We start from the raw sequence: 16,375 nt of genomic DNA on the forward strand, positions 1-16,375 counted from the left end.
TCAGTCGAATGCGCTTGAAGCGCTTTTCCGGACCGGCCTATAGAATCCCCAACATGATGGTTCTACGCGGATATCTGGCATTTTCTCTGTCTGTGCTGTTGGTTCTGACCGGACAGGGGGTTGCCGCCTCGCGCGGTGTTGGCGAGGCCGTTGGCCAGATGGTGCTGTGCACGGGCACCGGCCCCGTTGTCGTCTATATGGACCAGGACGGTCAGCCGACTCGGCCACCTCATTACTGCCCGGATTATGCGCTCAGCCTTCTGGGTGCCGTTCTGCAGGCCGAGCCATTCCTTCCGACACCACCGGACCGTGCGCTGCCCGGACCGGCCACAGCTGCGCACAATCTTATTTCATTGCCACAGCCGCAGACACCTGCGCGCGCGCCTCCTGCTGACTGAATTTTCTCAATAAATTCAGCCAAATCAAAAAAGGAGAGGCATGATGACCCTCAAATCCACCCTGTTCGCAACCCTTGCAACCCTGACCCTTGCCGGTACCGCACTGGCGGAAGGCGCCATCATGGTCGATGACGCCTATGCGCGCTCGTCCGGCAAAAACGCCAAGGCCGGGGCGGCCTTCATGATGATCATGAACCACGGCGACGCAGATGATCGCCTGATCGGCGTGGAATCGGATGTCGCCGCGCGGGTCGAACTGCACACGCACAAGATCAATGACGACGGCGTAGCCCAGATGGTGCATGTCGAGGAAGGCTTTGCCATTCCCGCAGGTGAATCCCACCCGCTGCAGCGCGGCGGTGATCACGTGATGTTCATGGGGCTGAAGCAGTCCTTCGAACAGGGCGCGACTGTCCCCGTCACTCTGATCTTCGAAAATGCCGGAGAGATCGAGGTTGAGATCCCTGTCGATCTGGAACGGCAGGACAGCGGCGCGCACAGCGGGCACTCGAACTGAAGTTACACCTGCCTTCAGGCCGCTCTGCGGCCCTCATCCATGCGTCAGGCCGGGCAATGCCCGGCCTGTTGTTGCTTTGATGGTCAGCGGTTGGGTGTTTGCACCGCTACCGGTTGATGACGCGCATCGCCAGACGGTCCGCCGCGCGTTTGAAGCGTGCAGTCATGAAAAACATGACGACGGCAAATGCCAACGCGGAAAAGGCGATCGCCCATCCCAGCGCCACAAGGCCGCTACCCGGCCAAAAGATCAGCACCAGCCCGATGACCAGCGCCACGATGCCCGAGTTGCGCACTGTCGCGCGCTCGGGGTCCAGCGTGTGCATCTGCCCCAGCGCCATAAGAGAGCCGATACCGATGATCAGCGCCCACGCGCCCAGCAGGAAAAAGGTAATTCTGGCCACGCCTTCCGGCCAGATCAGCAGAACCAGACCGATCACAACGGCGCCGAGTCCGATACCACCGATCAGCCCGCGGCGACCGAACCCAAGCAAGGTCAGCCCGCCATCCAGTATCAAAAGCACTCCGACCAGCCGCAACAGCAGCGAGATGCTGCCCGTGGGCCAGAAAAGTGCCGCGATACCTACAAGCGCGGCCAGAATTCCGCGCAGCAGGAAAGTCCACCACAAGCCCGCCAGATGTTCACCAAGCGCATCCCGATCTGCCATGTTGCCATCGTCGACGATCTCGCCGTGTCGTGTCTCGTTCTCTGTCATGACGCTCCCCAGCTTGTTGTCTTCACACCATAAACGAGAATTCGGCGCGATGTCTGCAATCTTTCTTTGCCCGCCCGCTAACGGCTGCCAAGCAGTTTGCTGACCCATAGCGGAACGGTTTCGGTGGCCGGGCCAAACCGGGTTTCGTCAAAGCTCGAAACGCCCTGCGAAGGTTCCAGATTCAACTCGATCGTGCGTGCGCCCGCTGCAATGGCCTCGTGGACAAAGGCGGCTGCGGGATAAACCTGCCCCGACGTGCCGATAGCGGCAAAGACCGATGCCCCGGCCAGATGGTCGTAAATCGCATCCATGTGATATGGCATCTCGCCAAACCAGACCACATCCGGCCGCGCGCTGGCATTGGCGCAGGCCGGGCAGGGCTCACCCACCGCCATTTCATCGGGCGATGTCCAGCGATGTCCGCAAGCCCCGCAAAGCGCCCCGGCCAGAGTACCGTGCATGTGGATCACATCCTCGGCCCCGCCCGCCTCGTGCAGGCCGTCTACATTCTGCGTGACGATGATGACCTCGCCCGGCCATTCTCGCTGCAGCCGCGCCAGCGCCTTGTGGGCATCGTTGGGCTGCGCCTTTGCCGCCTGTACGCGCCGGGCATTGTAGAACCCGTGAACCAGCGCTGGGTTGCGCGCGAATCCTTCAGGCGTGGCCACATCTTCGATCCGATGCTGCGCCCACAGCCCGCCCTCGTCGCGGAACGTGCCCAGCCCGCTTTCCGCCGAAATTCCGGCCCCGGTCAGAATGACGATCTTTTCCATTTCCCCTCCGCGCAATACACCAAGCCCATGACCCACCGTATCCTCTTTGTCTGTCTCGGCAACATCTGCCGTTCCCCCGCTGCCGAAGGCGTCTTTCGCGCCCGTGCTCCGCATCACGCCACGGACAGCGCCGGAACCGCTGGCTGGCATGTCGGCAAGCCGCCCTACGGCCCTATGCAGCAGGCCGCGCGCAACCGCGATATCGACCTGAGCGACCTGCGCGCGCGGCAGTTTTCAGCCGCTGATTTCGACCGCTTCGATCTGATTCTGGGGATGGATGCCTCCAACCTCGCCGATATCGAGGCGCTGCGCCCGCCCGGCAGCGAAACCCCGGTGCGCCTGCTGACGGATTTTGCCCCCGAAACTCTGGCTGATCACGTACCCGACCCGTACTACACCCGCGACTTCGACGGTGCACTCGACCTGATCGAAGCAGCCGTCGACGGGCTGCAGGCGCATCTGGACCGCTAGTCGCCGATCACCTTCAAGCGTCCGTTCAGCCAAGGCAGGCGCGCCACCGCCGGGTCAATGATCTGGCTCTGCATCAGGCGCCGCATCATTCCGGCAACGTCGCGCGGCACCTGATCCGGCCAGTCGGACCGGGTGAACAGCGAAATCGTGCGCGAGAATTCCTCGAACGGGGCGGGAAAGGCGTCCAGCTCATCGTGAAACCGCGCTGCCCGCATATAGCCCAGCGGCGTGGTCATCGCCCAGCCCAGCCCGCGGGCCACCATCGCCATCAGCGCAAGGTGAGATCCGATTTCGAACCGCTCCTCGAATTCCATTTGATGCCGGGCCAGATGGGTTTCGATCTGGCGGCTGATCAACTGCTCGCGCGCATAGCGAAGAAACGGCAGGTCCTTGAGCCCGGCGATCACATCGCTCCCGCCCGGCACAACCCCTTTAGGCGCGACCAGAATGAACGGATCGCGGACCAGAGGGTACTCGACCACCCCCTCCAGCACTTCGCCGCTATGGGCCGACACCGCCAGATGCAGCCGCTGCGATTCCAGCGCCTCGAAAATCTCGAGACTGGGCAGGGTGATCAGTTTGAACTTTGACCGGGTCAGGCTGTCGGCCAGCAGGGTGGCCAGACGCGGTGTCAGGTCGTTGTCGAAATCGTCGATCAACCCGATGGATAGCGTGCTCAGATGACCCAGATCCATCACGGCCAGTTCGCTCTGGGCCATCTGCAACTCGGCCAGCACCGTCTGCACGCGGGTAAGAAAGCCGCGCCCGGCCTGCGTCAGCCGCATCGGCCGCCGCCCGTGATCCACAAGCTCGGTGCCCAGAGCGTTTTCCAGATTGCGCAACTGCTGGCTGACCGAAGGCTGGCTCAGCCCGGTGATCTCGGCGGCCTGCGCCACCGATCCGGTCCGCGCCAGGGCCTCGAATACCTCAAGCCCGCGCAGGGTTATCCCTTTCATCACCATTCCGGCACCTTTTCTGCTGCGCCATTTCTGCGGCCAGCCTCACGCAGGGTCAAGCGTTCAGACAAAAAGACCCCGCCCAGGGCACGCGCCCGGGCGGTTCATCCGCTTTACAGATCGAAAGGGCCGGGGATCAGCGGCAGACGGCCTGCGCCAGCTTGCCGAACGCCTGATAACGATCCCACAGCGCATCGTCGCGTGCGGTGGTCGACATCTTGAGCACCTGTGCCTGATGCGGATCGGTGAACCACTTGGCCACGACCTTGCGATCACTGCGCGACAGTGCGTCGTTCGCCACTTTCTGAATGCAACTGCACCGCTGCCGCGTTGCGGCCTCACGATCCGACGCCATACATGCGCGTTTGATCTGCGCCGCGTCTGCGGATTGCGGAGCCACCGCCGTAAACGACGTGGCACATAGTGCGATGATGAGGAACTGTTTCATGCTCATGCCTCGTATTTTGCCTGCCCGGAGAGATCTGGCGCCCCTCTCGGCTGCGCGCGAGTATGAATCAAATGGCGCTCAGGATCAATGGACAAGACCATTTGCACCAAATGCGCCGCTTCCTGCCTCTTTAGGGCAGGCCTTGCTGTTCTTGTCGCCGACGTGATCCGCCCGGCGAGTTGTGGAAAGAACAGGCTGTCCGGATTTTGCAGGGCAGTGAGGGATGAGGTCAAAAGACTCTCGGACGCAGCACCGTTTGCGCGGATAACACTGTGGTGCTCCAGCAAAATATGATGATAACAGGCCATCTTGTGGTCAGACAGGGTCGCGACACCTGCATCCACCAGACTTATTGCCGGCACAAATACTTCGGGGCTGGCATACAGCAATTCAGCAATCGGATGTGAAATCAGCACCCTGTGCTGTTGTGAAATCATCAGCGTTGCAAAGTTCGACAGGACACCCTTTGGGACATCGACCAACCTGAACCGTCCGGCGGTGATGACATCCTGTGATCCTGTCCATTGCACCGGAAGGTACCCGTGATCCTGTGTCCAGACCTTGTCGCCTACTGCCAAAGCCTCGATCGGGATGCTGCCGTTTTCGGTAGCGATCAGGGTTCCCTTGGCATAGCAGATCGGGGTGACATAATCGCCCTCGTCAAAGCTGGGCCCTTCCTGTGTGTCGACGACAGTTAGCGGCACTCCTGGCGGAGGAAATGCGCCCGGACCGCCAATGAACGCGATCCCTTCGACGGTGGCAAAGGACGGAGAGGAGTTGTTCACGTTGAACGCGACGGCCTGCCACGTATTCGTGCCATCCGTCAGGGTAATGCCATATTCGGCCTCAACCCTTGTGCCGCTGGTGAAAAGTGTTCCGTCTATCGTCTGATCGCCGTCCAGGCGCTGATTGCCGTCGTTGTCAGCGAAATCCGTGTCACTTCCGCTGTCAGTTATGAAAACTTCCGTGGCTGCGCGCGAGTCAATCGTAATGGTCTCACCGATCAGGTGTATCCCCGTGCCCTGATTGACGCCGTCCAGCCCTTGCGTGACCGAGATCGTCAGCTGGCTTTCGCCAAGAACAAAGATTGAATAATCGGCCAACGTTTATGCTGCTTTCTTGTTGTTGGTTGGGTCATTTGCCTCCAACATCTTACCCATTCGCAAAAATCGGGTAAATGCCATGGGGCAGAAAGACGTTGGTGCAGCCTTTATTGCAACGCTTCAACGCTTGACGAGGCCCCAAACTCCGGACATATCCCAACCCATGACAGACCTCGCCCATATCCGCAATTTCTCCATCGTCGCGCATATCGACCATGGCAAATCCACCCTTGCTGACCGGCTCATCCAAGAGACCGGAACGGTCAAGGATCGCGACATGAAGGAACAGCTGCTCGACAGCATGGATATCGAGCGCGAGCGTGGCATCACCATCAAGGCCAACACGGTTCGCATCGACTATACCGCCGACAATGGCGAGCAATACGTGCTGAACCTGATTGACACGCCCGGCCACGTCGACTTTGCCTATGAGGTCAGCCGCTCCATGCGCGCGGTCGAAGGTTCGCTGCTGGTCGTCGACTCCACCCAAGGGGTCGAGGCGCAGACGCTGGCCAACGTCTATCAGGCCATCGACGCCGATCATGAGATCGTGCCGGTGCTGAACAAGATCGACCTGCCCGCGTCCGACTGCGACCGCGTGGCGGAACAGATCGAGGACGTGATCGGAATCGACGCGACCGACGCTATTCAGGTCAGCGCCAAGACAGGGCAGGGTATCCACGAAACGCTCGAGGCTATCGTTCAGCAACTGCCAGCACCGCAGGGCAATCTGGATGCGCCGCTCAAGGCGATGCTGGTGGATTCGTGGTACGACGCCTATCTGGGCGTCATCGTTCTGGTTCGCATCATGGACGGCACGCTGAAAAAGGGCATGCGGGTCAAGTTCATGTCGAACAACACCCTGCACCATGTGGACCGCGTCGGCGTCTTCCGCCCCGAGATGGAGATGGTCGACAGCCTCGGTCCCGGTGAGATCGGCTTTCTCACCGCCTCCATCAAACAGGTCCGCGACACCCGCGTCGGTGACACCATCACCAACGACCGCAACGGGACTGAAGTGGCGCTGGACGGCTTCAAACCCGCGCAGCCGGTGGTGTTCTGTGGCCTCTTCCCCGTCGACAGTTCCGAATTCGAAGACCTGCGCGACGCGATCGACAAACTGGCCCTGAACGATGCCAGCTTCAGCTTTGAAATGGAAACCTCCGCCGCGCTTGGCTTTGGCTTCCGCTGCGGCTTCCTTGGCCTTCTGCACCTTGAGGTCATCCGCGACCGCATCGAGCGCGAATATGATATCGAGCTCATCACGACGGCCCCCTCGGTGATCTATCACGTCTACATGAAAGACGGCGAGATGATCGAGCTGCACAACCCCGCCGACATGCCCGACCCATCCAAGGTCGACCATATCGAGGAGCCGCGCATCAAGGCGACCATCCTGGTGCCTGATGAATTCCTCGGCGACGTGCTGAAACTCTGTCAGGACCGCCGCGGCATCCAGCTGGACCTGACCTATGCCGGTTCCCGCGCCATGGTCGTCTATGACCTGCCGCTGAACGAGGTCGTCTTTGACTTCTACGACCGCCTGAAATCGGTGACCAAGGGCTATGCCAGCTTCGACTACCAGATGACCGGCTATACCGAGGATAATCTGGTCAAGATGTCGGTGCTGGTGAATGACGAGCCCGTCGACGCACTGTCCACCATGGTTCACCGCGACCGGGCCGAGATGCGGGGCCGGGCGATGTGCGAAAAGCTCAAGGACCTGATCCCGCGCCACATGTTCAAAATCCCGATCCAGGCAGCCATCGGCGGCAAGGTCATCGCGCGCGAGACCCTGAGCGCCTTACGCAAGGACGTGACCGCGAAATGCTACGGAGGCGACGCCACGCGAAAACGCAAACTGCTGGACAAGCAGAAGGCGGGTAAGAAAAAGATGCGCCAGTTTGGGAAGGTCGATATCCCGCAGGAAGCGTTTATTAGCGCGTTGAAGATGGATAGTTAAATGCATCGCCTGGGTAGGAGAAATTTGATCCTGCGTGATGCAAAGGCGCGTTCAATAATAGTCCATCGTTCTCGGAGTTCGCTCGTTTATTCAGTTTCAGGACTATTTAAAATTTTTGGGCCTTTTTGGTCCGTGATTGCGGCGTTTTTAGCCCTAACAAGTTTGTATGTTTCGTCTTATGCAAGCAATTTAGGTAAGGAGTTATTGCCGTTGCTTGACGCCAGATTTGTTGTCTCGTTGAGTTTCCCATTTGCAATATTTTCCGCTGTTATGCTTTTGATGGCTCGGGCATCACATTTTCTAAATGGTGCGATGGTAAATCTAGTCTATATTGTATTTCCTAAGAAGAGAAATACGATTTCCAATAGGTATCGATTTCTTGAAAGAGCTTCAAAAAATACAAACTCAATTATGGTGTTTATCTTAACAGTTGCTTTCGTATCTGTTTTCTTTATTGATGCTTTTTCTCTAGCTTTTGTGATTATTAATTTCTTCTTCGGTGTGTGTATCGCTTTGAGTGGACTTTACCTTTCTAATTTTACATCGAACTTTAGATTGGGTGAAGTTTCAATATACAACCGTTTTTTCGTTTCCTCACTTAAAAAAAAGGAGGCGTTCCTTGCGCTCAAGTTTAGTGTTCTGTCGATTGCAATTGTTCTGGGGTTCCTATCCATTGGCTTGGGTGAGGCTAGGTTTAGAAGCCAACTAAAGTCCTTTGAGGTTTGTGTCCAAAGTACTGACGGTTATCTTTATGAAGGAAAGCTGCTTGGAATGACAAGTGCAGGTTTTTTTCTGGGCGAGGGAGAAATTAGGGGTTTTATCCCCAAAAGCTCGCTTGATGCGGGCATTTACCAAGTAAGATTTGTTGCTTTGGATAATTACACGTTGTCTCGAGGTAAGTGTGCGAAATAGTAGACACTTGGAATTGACGCCTCGTAGTATTTAGCTTTACAGTCACCCGCCCGGCGGCGGGCCGCGCCGACCGGCCCCCATGGGGCGGCGCGTTTGCGCCGCCGACATGTTATCGGCCATCTCTTGCCAGTTGCATTACGCGCCGGTCAACTCCGCTGAAATACCCCCGGATTTGTGGTATTTTCCTCTCACCATCGTAGGAGGAAATTGCGATGAAACATCTGACTATTGCCGCCGCACTCTGTCTCTTTACCGCTCCTGCCTTTGCCGGGCAGTGCCCCACCGACATTGCCGCCATCGACGCAGCGCTGGCTGCGGGCACCGACCTGACCGACGAACAGGTCGTGCAGGTTCAGGCCTGGCGCGACGAGGGGCAACAACTGCATGACGCGGGCGACCATGACGCGTCCGTTGAGACGCTGGCTCAGGCAAAAGAGATGCTTGGCCTCAACTGATATTGTGATTTTCCAGTGATTAGCGTCCGGGGCAGGCGGGTTGGCCGCCTGCCTCAACTCTAACGCCCAGATTAAACAAATATGAAGTTTCCCTAAGGTAACTTGTAACCCCGCCACCCTCTCCCAATCTGTATGCCACAACGACGGAAGTTCGCTTTTGAGCTCCAAATGGTCGCATTCAGGAGGAGAGCCCATGACCAGATACATGACTGCCGGAGCAGCCGCTTTGGCCACGAGCCTTGCCCTTGGAACCGCTGCACTGGCCGACGCCACGCCCGATCTGCGCGGCACATGGGCTGGCAGCTACACCACTGTATCGCCCTCGCGCACCGCAACCGGTGACGCACCGCGCTTTGGCAATGCCGAGTGGGTGCTGCATATCGAAAGGCAGCAGGACAACGTGTTCTGGGGCCCCAGCAAATGGCGGCGCGCTGCCAATGACGACTGGACCATCTATGACGCCACCGGCACAGTCAGCATGGATGGCTCGGGCAATATCGGCATCGTCGAAAGCTCGGCTGATCCAACAATCGGCGTGAATGCCCTGATCGACGCCCGATACGAAGACGGCAAGATTTTTGCCGATTTCCGTAGCCTGCGGAACGGAACGACTTATAGCACAGTTCTGGAACGTCAGGTGAACTGAAGTGTTTCCGGCCCGGACCGGTGGTAGGGGGTATGTTCTGCCGTTGTCCACAAAATGCGGCAGCCGGTTAAAGGGTACGCCGACCGGGCCGGAACGCTTCTCAATTACGGAACCAGCGTCTCCACAGGGAGGAGACGGGCCGGGCGGCAACCTCACCGCCCTCGACAGGGTCCAGACCGCCACGCGCCAGGATGCGGCGTTCCTCGGCGCGGGTCATCTGGATCTCTCGAACCTTCAGCGCTGCCTCGCGCGCGGTGACATAGGTGCCGTCCGGTCCAGGTTCCAGTCCGGGGATGTTTCGCCCCCGTGACCACCATCCGCGAATGCCGCTCAGCGGGTGTTTCCATCCCACCCTCTCGTCCGAGTCCAGATCCCAAATCCGGTTTGCCTCGGCAATCGACACCAGCGCGGCCAGCGGTTCGCCGTGCCGCGTCACCACGATCACCTCGCGGGGATCCTGCGCGCGGGTGATCAGGTGCCCCAGCTGGGCGCGGGCCTCGGAAATCGTGTAGCGCATCGGTGGTTTTCCTTTTGTACGATTCGGAAGATGGGTGCTGTGATTCTTGTACAAACCGGACAAATTCGCGGCTAACTAGGCGTACGCAGCCTTTGCACCCGCAGAAACGCGGCATTTTCAGGGTGACAGTTCACGTGTGAACTTATCCGCATTCAAACCTTCACGGATGCGCGATTTCTCGGGTTATCCACATCGTTTTCCCGCAGGATATTAACATGTTATCCCCGCCTAAATTTTATGCTGCAGTGCTATTTTCTTGTCCGGTGACGGGTCAGATGCAACAGTCCAAACACCGCAACGGTTCTTAGGAACCAGGGCGGGACGCAAAGGCCAGGGGGTCGAAGCGGGGAGAGGCGGGTCCTAGGATTTGCGTTGAACTGCAAAGACTTACCGGTGACGGGTTAGCCGCAGGCGGGTTTCGTGCTCGCGCCGGGTGACCGGTTTCTCAGAAGGTCAATGCGTGCTGCAAAGTGCTTTAGGGCGCGGCGCGGCAGCTGCGGTTCCCTCGGAGCCGGAGTAACTGGATCGGGTGCCTCAGGGTGTCCCGGACCGGCAAGGCGTCAGGAGTGTCCGCTTGGATACGTGCAAAGACCGCGTCTGCGCACCTGACGCCTTTTCCTTTTGTCGAAGTCGAAATTCACGAAGACCACCACTCACCCTCTCAACGAGGAACGGGGTTCCGTTGCGTTGCAATGGAACCCCGTTTTCAGCGTCAGCTGATGCAATACCGCGTCTATGCACCTGTATGTACAGGATACCGGTGATCGCTCAAAATACAACAAGATATTGAGTTTGTGGTGCTCGCACCCGCAATATAGGCGGGTTAGAACTTGGATTGTACGTCTGTAGCTGCATTCTGGATGGCGTCCCCGGCTTTTTCGATGTCTCGCCCGGCGCCTTTGGCCGTTTCGCAGGCGGCGAGTGCAGTCAGGGCCAGTGCAACAAGAGTAGCGCGGATCATAGTGTATTCCTTCTGTGCTCGACACCGCTCGGGTACCACTATTAGGCGGCACAGGCCAGAGGTTCAAAATGGGATCACGGTCTGCGCATCAAGGGGCCTTATGCTCAGTTCGGCACAAAAGACACTCTGGGACAAGAGCGTTCACGGGCACACGACCCTGTTGTCAATCAACACAGCACTAGCGCGTCATTTGCAATCGACGCGAGCGTTTGGATCAAGATCAGATTGTATTCGTTAGAAGCAACCGTGCATCAGGCCGGTGACACTGGTCCAACATTGCCTTCCCCGAAGCGCAAAATCGTCAACCTAAGCGCCTGAATATTCCCAATAATATTACTGGTCGCCGGACTCACAGAAGAGTTCGTAGACGGTTTCCAGCATGCGGCGGGGGCGATCATCGGCCAGGCGGTAGTAGATCGCCTTTCCTTCCCGACGAGGGACAACCAACCCCTCCAGTCGCAGGCGGGAGAGTTGTTGGGATACCGCCGCCTGCCGTGCCGACAGCAATTCTTCCAGCTCAGTCACGGATTTTTCTCCCGAAACAAGGTGACACAGGATCATGAGCCTCCCCTCGTGGCTGATCGCCTTCAGGAAGTTTGAAGCCCGCGTTGCATTCTCGACCATTTGGTCAAGGCCTGCCGCGTCAATGTCGCTGGAGAATTGGGGGAGTGCCATCTTCTTTTTCCTTGCTTGCCCTGCGGGCGGTCTTTCTGACTGTGCTTATTCGATGAAACCGATCATCTGCGATACACCTTTCAACCACGTATTTCTATATGCATGCATCAAAATGATGTGAAGTTTACAGGGGAATATTCCGGATTTCGTCCCAAACGGCCTCGAATTCCACAGGCACGGCTGCCCGATCGCCTTGCAAATTTCAACCTGACAGGGTGCGCTGGGCGGCACTTCTGCCCCGCTTACGCAACAGATCGTTTCCGACCCCTTGCAGCCCCCCGAGGGCGACACTAAGACTCGTGTAACCTTTCGTCGGGTATTGTCCCGGTCCATCTTGAAAAGCAGGCAGGTTCCGCATGTTCGATCCAGTTGACACCTACATGAACACACTTGTCCCGATGGTGGTCGAACAGACCAGTCGGGGTGAGCGCGCCTATGATATCTTCTCGCGCCTGCTGAAGGAGCGGATTATCTTCATCAACGGTCCGATCCACGACGGTATGAGCCATCTTGTCGTCGCGCAGTTGCTGCACCTTGAGGCAGAGAATCCTAAAAAGGAAATCTCGATCTACATCAACTCGCCCGGTGGCGTTGTGACCAGCGGTTTGTCGATTTACGACACAATGCAGTACATCAAGCCGAAATGTTCAACGCTTGTAATCGGTCAGGCGGCATCGATGGGCTCGGTTCTGCTGGCTGGTGGCGAAACCGGAATGCGGTTTTCACTGCCGAACAGCCGCATCATGGTGCATCAGCCCAGCGGCGGCTATCAGGGTCAGGCCAGCGACATCATGATTCACGCAGCCGAGACGCAAAAGCTCAAGGACCGCCTGTATGACATTTATGTCAAGCACACCGGCCAAAGCAAAAAGTCGGTTGAAAAAGCGCTGGATCGTGACAATTTCATGAGCCCGGAAGAGGCCAAGGAGTGGGGCCATATCGACGAGATCGTCGAAAACCGCACCAAGTTGAGCGCGGACGAGGAATGACGACAAGGCCCGGATACACGCGGTCCGGGCATATTTTGCGATTGTAGCGGCCGGAACGCTGGCCTAAGCTGCGACGACAATCGGCAGAGCGCGGTCCCGGGGAAATGGGGCCGCTCAGACGGAGCCCGAAAGGTAGATCATGGCGACGAATTCAGGCGGTGACGGAAAGAACACGCTCTACTGCAGTTTCTGCGGCAAGAGCCAGCACGAGGTGCGCAAGCTGATTGCGGGTCCGACCGTGTTCATCTGTGACGAATGTGTCGAACTCTGCATGGATATTATCCGCGAGGAAACCAAGGCCAGCGGCCTGAAATCCTCGGACGGAGTGCCGACGCCCAAGGATATCTGCGAGGTGCTGGACGATTATGTGATCGGTCAGGCCACCGCCAAGCGGGTTCTATCGGTTGCTGTGCACAATCACTACAAGCGACTGAACCACGCGCAGAAATCGGGTGGTGATATCGAGCTTGCGAAATCTAACATCCTGCTGATCGGTCCAACAGGTTGCGGCAAGACTCTGCTGGCGCAGACGCTGGCGCGAATTCTGGATGTTCCATTCACCATGGCGGATGCGACCACACTGACCGAAGCCGGTTATGTGGGTGAGGATGTTGAGAACATCATCCTCAAACTGCTGCAGGCCAGCGAGTACAATGTCGAACGCGCGCAGCGCGGCATCGTCTATATCGACGAAGTCGACAAGATTACGCGCAAGTCCGAGAATCCGTCGATCACGCGCGACGTATCGGGTGAGGGTGTTCAGCAGGCGCTGCTGAAGCTGATGGAAGGCACTGTGGCCAGCGTGCCGCCACAAGGCGGGCGCAAGCATCCGCAGCAGGAATTCCTGCAGGTGGATACCACCAATATCCTGTTCATCTGCGGTGGGGCTTTCGCGGGTCTGGACAAGATCATCGCGCAGCGCGGCAAGGGCTCGGCCATGGGCTTTGGCGCCGATGTACGTGACAATGACGAACGTGGCGTGGGTGAGATTTTCAAAGAGCTTGAGCCGGAAGACCTGTTGAAATTCGGTCTTATCCCGGAATTTGTCGGCCGTTTGCCGGTTCTTGCGACGCTGGAAGATCTGGATGAGGATGCGCTTGTAACGATCCTGACAAAACCCAAGAATGCACTGGTCAAGCAGTATCAGCGCTTGTTCGAGCTGGAAGATGCCGAACTGGATTTTACCGATGATGCGCTCAATTCGATTGCCAAAAAGGCCATTGAACGTAAGACAGGCGCCCGCGGATTGCGCTCGATCCTCGAAGACATTCTGCTGGACACCATGTTCGAATTGCCCGGTATGAAGAATGTGACCAAGGTTGTGGTGAACGATGAGGCCGTGACCTCGGAGGCTCAACCGCTGATCATTTATGCGGATGCAGGTAAAGAGTCTGCCTCGGCTGGGTAACGGCGTGGCGGTTGCGCCTTTACTATGATGTTTCAAATAATGGGTCTGTTGCGGGGGCTCTGCCCCGACGCGGCAGACCGCGACTCCCCGAAGCATTTGGGGCCAGATGAGGATACGTATCCCTCGGTCATCTTGATGAAAATTCTTCGGAGCGCGAGGCAAAGCTTCGCATGGTAAATCCCGCATTGGTAAAGTGTGAGCCGAAAATATGAGGTACTAATGACAATCAAGCGTATTTCCTCGGGCGGAGAATTCGAAGCCAAGGTCGGTTATTGCCGGGCGGTTGTAGCTGGTGGCTTTGTTCATGTGGCCGGCACGGTCGGACAGGGTGAGGGTGTCGTTGAACAATGCCGATCTGCGCTTGGTATCATCGAAAAGGCGCTGACCGAGGCAGGCGCGTCCTTTGCGGATGCGGTTCGTGTTACCTACATGCTGCCGGACCGGACCGAGTTTGAGCCCTGCTGGCCTATTCTTGCCGAAACATTTGGCGCTAATCCTCCGGTTACGACCATGATCGAATGCGGCCTGATCGACCCCAAATACCGGATCGAAATCGAAGTCACCGCTGTTTTGCCGGAATAGCCAGTGCGCCCTTGTGGCACTGGACCTTGGACCGGCTTTGGTCCATACCTGCGTTGAAAGAAATGCCGGAGGCAGTCGATGGGAATCCTGAACACTCTATTGCGGGCCGTAACCTGGTGGAACGGGGCGACCCTGAACACGCAGATCTACACTGCGCGCAAGGGAACCAGAGTTGGTGAAGATGATCAGGGCAACGTGTTCTACCGGAACGCCGATGACAGCAAACGTTGGGTGATTTTCAATGGCGAGGCCGAGGCCAGCCGGATTGATCCCGATTGGCATGGCTGGCTGCACCGCACTTGGGACGAGCCGCCGACAGACAAACCGCTGCAGCACAAGTCATGGGAAAAGCCGCATCAGGAAAACCTGACCGGAACGGCCCTTGCCTATGCGCCAGCGGGATCGATCCGGCGCCCCGATCCGGTTGAGCGCTCGGATTACGAGGCGTGGAGTCCGGAATAATCGAGGCAGGCGCATGTCCACTCATAATATGACCGAAATTTTTGTCGGCGGAGCGGTGCTGGCATTTGCTGTGGCGTTTGGTGTCTATGCCAGCCAATCCACCGGCTTGTCGAGCGGCACCAATGGCTATGAACTCGGCGCATCGTTCCGGTCGCTTGAGGGCGTGAATGTAGGGACAGATGTCAGGCTTGCAGGGGTCAAAATCGGTACCGTGACCGGCGTTGATCTGAACCCCGAGACCTATCGCGCCGACACCACGTTTTCTGTCGCGGACGGCATTTTGATTCCCGATGACAGTGCCATTGTGATCTCGTCCGAGGGGCTGCTGGGTGGCAACTTTGTCGAAGTCATGCCCGGCGGATCACCCTTTTACTTCGAGGCCGGTGATGAGATTGAGGATACGCAAGGTGCGGTCAGCCTGATCTCGCTTCTGGTCAAGTTCGTGGCCGGAGACGGGAGCGGCGAATGAAGTATGTGCTTGCCGCAGCGCTGGCCCTGACTGCCAGCACGGCTTTTGCTCAGCAGAATGTCGCATCTGGTTTGGGTGCGATGCTGCGCGGTCTGGACAAAGTCAATGGCCAGACCGTGGATGTGGAGTTGCGGTCCGGTCAGACGGCGGCAGTTTTCGGCCTTGATGTCGCTCTGGGTGATTGCCGGTATCCGGCTGAGAACCCAACAGGTGACGCGTTTGCCTACCTCACGATCTGGGAGCAGGGAAAGTCAGAACAACTGTTCGACGGTTGGATGATTGCGACATCTCCTGCGCTGAATGCACTGGATCATGCGCGCTATGACGTCTGGGTGATCCGCTGTATGACGCCCTGAGGGGTCTGATCCAGCAGCGCGGAAAAATCCGCGCTTTCGTTTATCGCAGCGTCCAGCAGTTTCCGATATTCGGCTCTGGGGATTTCAATTGCCCCCAGCGACGCCAGATGAGCCGTCAGGAATTGCGTATCGAACAGTTTGAAACCGGTTAGCTGTAGCCGATCCACCAGATAGGCCAGAGCGACCTTGGACGCGTCGTTGCGACGGCTGAACATGCTTTCTCCGAAAAAGGCGGCCCCTATAGCGATACCATAGACGCCGCCGACCAGAGCTTCGCCATCATGGACTTCGAGGGAGTGCGCATGACCACGTTCGTGTAACTGAGCGTAGAGGTCCCGCAATTCGGCGTTGATCCAGGTGTCGGCTCGATTGGCACAGCCATCGACAACGTCGGCGAAGTTCCGGTTGATGGTTATTTCAAACCCGCAGTTTCGGATACGACGTGCCAGACTGCGTGAAATATGGAAGCCATCCAGCGGGAATACGCCGCGAAACTTGGGATCGACCCAAAAGAGTTCAGGATCATCACGACCTTCTGCCATCGGGAAAATTCCGATGGAATACCCGTGCAGTAGCAATTCGGGTGACAGGCTCATGCC

Annotated in this window: 22 protein-coding genes; 13 read left to right on the forward strand and 9 right to left on the reverse strand. The window is 57.8% G+C overall.

The window, feature by feature from the left end; translation table 11 throughout:
• Nucleotides 1–53: 53 nt before the first annotated feature.
• Nucleotides 54–398, forward strand: coding sequence for a hypothetical protein (locus tag ACR0D6_RS13120; protein ID WP_480765813.1), 345 nt, complete (start codon nt 54–56; stop codon nt 396–398).
• Nucleotides 399–441: 43 nt separating this feature from the next.
• A complete protein-coding gene (locus ACR0D6_RS13125; RefSeq protein WP_480765814.1) occupies nt 442–915 on the forward strand; it encodes a copper chaperone PCu(A)C in 474 nt (157 codons plus the stop codon).
• Nucleotides 916–1,021: 106 nt separating this feature from the next.
• Here the strand turns inward: ACR0D6_RS13125 and ACR0D6_RS13130 are convergent, their stop codons facing one another.
• Both ACR0D6_RS13130 and ACR0D6_RS13135 read right to left on the reverse strand, forming a co-directional pair.
• Entirely contained in the window at nt 1,022–1,630 is a 609-nt protein-coding gene (locus ACR0D6_RS13130; protein WP_480765815.1) for an HdeD family acid-resistance protein, read from the reverse strand.
• Nucleotides 1,631–1,707: 77 nt separating this feature from the next.
• A complete protein-coding gene (locus tag ACR0D6_RS13135) occupies nt 1,708–2,403 on the reverse strand; it encodes an NAD-dependent deacylase (RefSeq protein WP_480765816.1) in 696 nt (231 codons plus the stop codon).
• Between the two features lie 27 nt (nt 2,404–2,430).
• Here ACR0D6_RS13135 and ACR0D6_RS13140 point away from each other — a divergent pair, with 27 nt between their 5' ends.
• A complete protein-coding gene (locus ACR0D6_RS13140; RefSeq protein WP_480765817.1) occupies nt 2,431–2,874 on the forward strand; it encodes a low molecular weight protein-tyrosine-phosphatase in 444 nt (147 codons plus the stop codon).
• On the opposite strand, the gene ACR0D6_RS13145 is transcribed toward ACR0D6_RS13140, so the two are convergent.
• From ACR0D6_RS13145 to ACR0D6_RS13155, 3 genes are all read right to left on the reverse strand, one after another.
• Entirely contained in the window at nt 2,871–3,836 is a 966-nt protein-coding gene (locus ACR0D6_RS13145) for a LysR family transcriptional regulator (protein WP_480765818.1), read from the reverse strand. The two genes, ACR0D6_RS13140 and ACR0D6_RS13145, sit on opposite strands and share 4 nt — an antisense overlap.
• Before the next feature lie 130 nt (nt 3,837–3,966).
• Nucleotides 3,967–4,278, reverse strand: coding sequence for a hypothetical protein (locus ACR0D6_RS13150; RefSeq protein WP_170651484.1), 312 nt, complete (start codon nt 4,276–4,278; stop codon nt 3,967–3,969).
• A gap of 2 nt (nt 4,279–4,280) precedes the next feature.
• Complete coding sequence (locus ACR0D6_RS13155; RefSeq protein WP_480765819.1) at nt 4,281–5,381, reverse strand: Hint domain-containing protein; 1,101 nt, start codon at nt 5,379–5,381, stop codon at nt 4,281–4,283.
• Between the two features lie 163 nt (nt 5,382–5,544).
• Between ACR0D6_RS13155 and lepA the strand changes: the two genes are divergently transcribed.
• From lepA to ACR0D6_RS13175, 4 genes are all read left to right on the forward strand, one after another.
• The gene (gene lepA, locus ACR0D6_RS13160) at nt 5,545–7,344 is read left to right on the forward strand and encodes a translation elongation factor 4 (protein WP_170651486.1); all 1,800 of its coding nucleotides are present in this window, start codon (nt 5,545–5,547) and stop codon (nt 7,342–7,344) included.
• Nucleotides 7,345–8,256 (forward strand): hypothetical protein, encoded by a 912-nt coding sequence (locus ACR0D6_RS13165; RefSeq protein WP_480765820.1) that lies wholly within the window; start codon nt 7,345–7,347, stop codon nt 8,254–8,256.
• Nucleotides 8,257–8,468: 212 nt separating this feature from the next.
• A complete protein-coding gene (locus ACR0D6_RS13170) occupies nt 8,469–8,711 on the forward strand; it encodes a hypothetical protein (protein WP_480765821.1) in 243 nt (80 codons plus the stop codon).
• 193 nt (nt 8,712–8,904) lie between these two features.
• Complete coding sequence (locus tag ACR0D6_RS13175) at nt 8,905–9,357, forward strand: hypothetical protein (protein ID WP_480765822.1); 453 nt, start codon at nt 8,905–8,907, stop codon at nt 9,355–9,357.
• A 100-nt stretch (nt 9,358–9,457) separates the two neighbouring features.
• On the opposite strand, the gene ACR0D6_RS13180 is transcribed toward ACR0D6_RS13175, so the two are convergent.
• The 3 genes from ACR0D6_RS13180 to ACR0D6_RS13190 form a co-directional block, all read right to left on the reverse strand.
• On the reverse strand, nt 9,458–9,874 hold the full coding sequence (locus ACR0D6_RS13180; protein WP_480765823.1) for a type II toxin-antitoxin system Phd/YefM family antitoxin: 417 nt from the start codon (nt 9,872–9,874) through the stop codon (nt 9,458–9,460).
• Between the two features lie 823 nt (nt 9,875–10,697).
• Nucleotides 10,698–10,835, reverse strand: a complete 138-nt coding sequence (locus tag ACR0D6_RS13185; RefSeq protein WP_170651492.1) for an entericidin A/B family lipoprotein — start codon at nt 10,833–10,835, stop codon at nt 10,698–10,700.
• Nucleotides 10,836–11,168: 333 nt separating this feature from the next.
• The gene (locus ACR0D6_RS13190) at nt 11,169–11,510 is read right to left on the reverse strand and encodes an ArsR/SmtB family transcription factor (protein WP_480765824.1); all 342 of its coding nucleotides are present in this window, start codon (nt 11,508–11,510) and stop codon (nt 11,169–11,171) included.
• Nucleotides 11,511–11,866: 356 nt separating this feature from the next.
• Between ACR0D6_RS13190 and ACR0D6_RS13195 the strand changes: the two genes are divergently transcribed.
• From ACR0D6_RS13195 to ACR0D6_RS13220, 6 genes are all read left to right on the forward strand, one after another.
• Nucleotides 11,867–12,499: an ATP-dependent Clp protease proteolytic subunit gene (locus ACR0D6_RS13195; RefSeq protein ID WP_480451026.1), complete on the forward strand. Its 633-nt coding sequence runs from the start codon at nt 11,867–11,869 to the stop codon at nt 12,497–12,499.
• Nucleotides 12,500–12,638: 139 nt separating this feature from the next.
• Entirely contained in the window at nt 12,639–13,907 is a 1,269-nt protein-coding gene (clpX, locus tag ACR0D6_RS13200) for an ATP-dependent Clp protease ATP-binding subunit ClpX (RefSeq protein ID WP_170651495.1), read from the forward strand.
• Nucleotides 13,908–14,126: 219 nt separating this feature from the next.
• Nucleotides 14,127–14,489 carry a RidA family protein gene (locus tag ACR0D6_RS13205; RefSeq protein WP_170651496.1) on the forward strand — a complete coding sequence of 121 codons (363 nt, stop codon included), beginning with the start codon at nt 14,127–14,129 and terminating at the stop codon, nt 14,487–14,489.
• 78 nt (nt 14,490–14,567) lie between these two features.
• Nucleotides 14,568–14,951 carry an NADH:ubiquinone oxidoreductase subunit NDUFA12 gene (locus ACR0D6_RS13210; protein ID WP_170651497.1) on the forward strand — a complete coding sequence of 128 codons (384 nt, stop codon included), beginning with the start codon at nt 14,568–14,570 and terminating at the stop codon, nt 14,949–14,951.
• 13 nt (nt 14,952–14,964) lie between these two features.
• Complete coding sequence (mlaD, locus tag ACR0D6_RS13215) at nt 14,965–15,420, forward strand: outer membrane lipid asymmetry maintenance protein MlaD (RefSeq protein ID WP_170651498.1); 456 nt, start codon at nt 14,965–14,967, stop codon at nt 15,418–15,420.
• A complete protein-coding gene (locus tag ACR0D6_RS13220; RefSeq protein WP_170651499.1) occupies nt 15,417–15,776 on the forward strand; it encodes a DUF2155 domain-containing protein in 360 nt (119 codons plus the stop codon). Before mlaD ends, ACR0D6_RS13220 begins: the two co-directional genes overlap by 4 nt.
• Here ACR0D6_RS13220 and aat read toward each other — a convergent pair.
• Nucleotides 15,740–16,372 carry a leucyl/phenylalanyl-tRNA--protein transferase gene (gene aat, locus ACR0D6_RS13225; protein ID WP_480765825.1) on the reverse strand — a complete coding sequence of 211 codons (633 nt, stop codon included), beginning with the start codon at nt 16,370–16,372 and terminating at the stop codon, nt 15,740–15,742. The two genes, ACR0D6_RS13220 and aat, sit on opposite strands and share 37 nt — an antisense overlap.
• Nucleotides 16,373–16,375: the final 3 nt, after the last annotated feature.

The sequence above is a fragment of the Ruegeria sp. BJ6 genome, assembly GCF_056537885.1.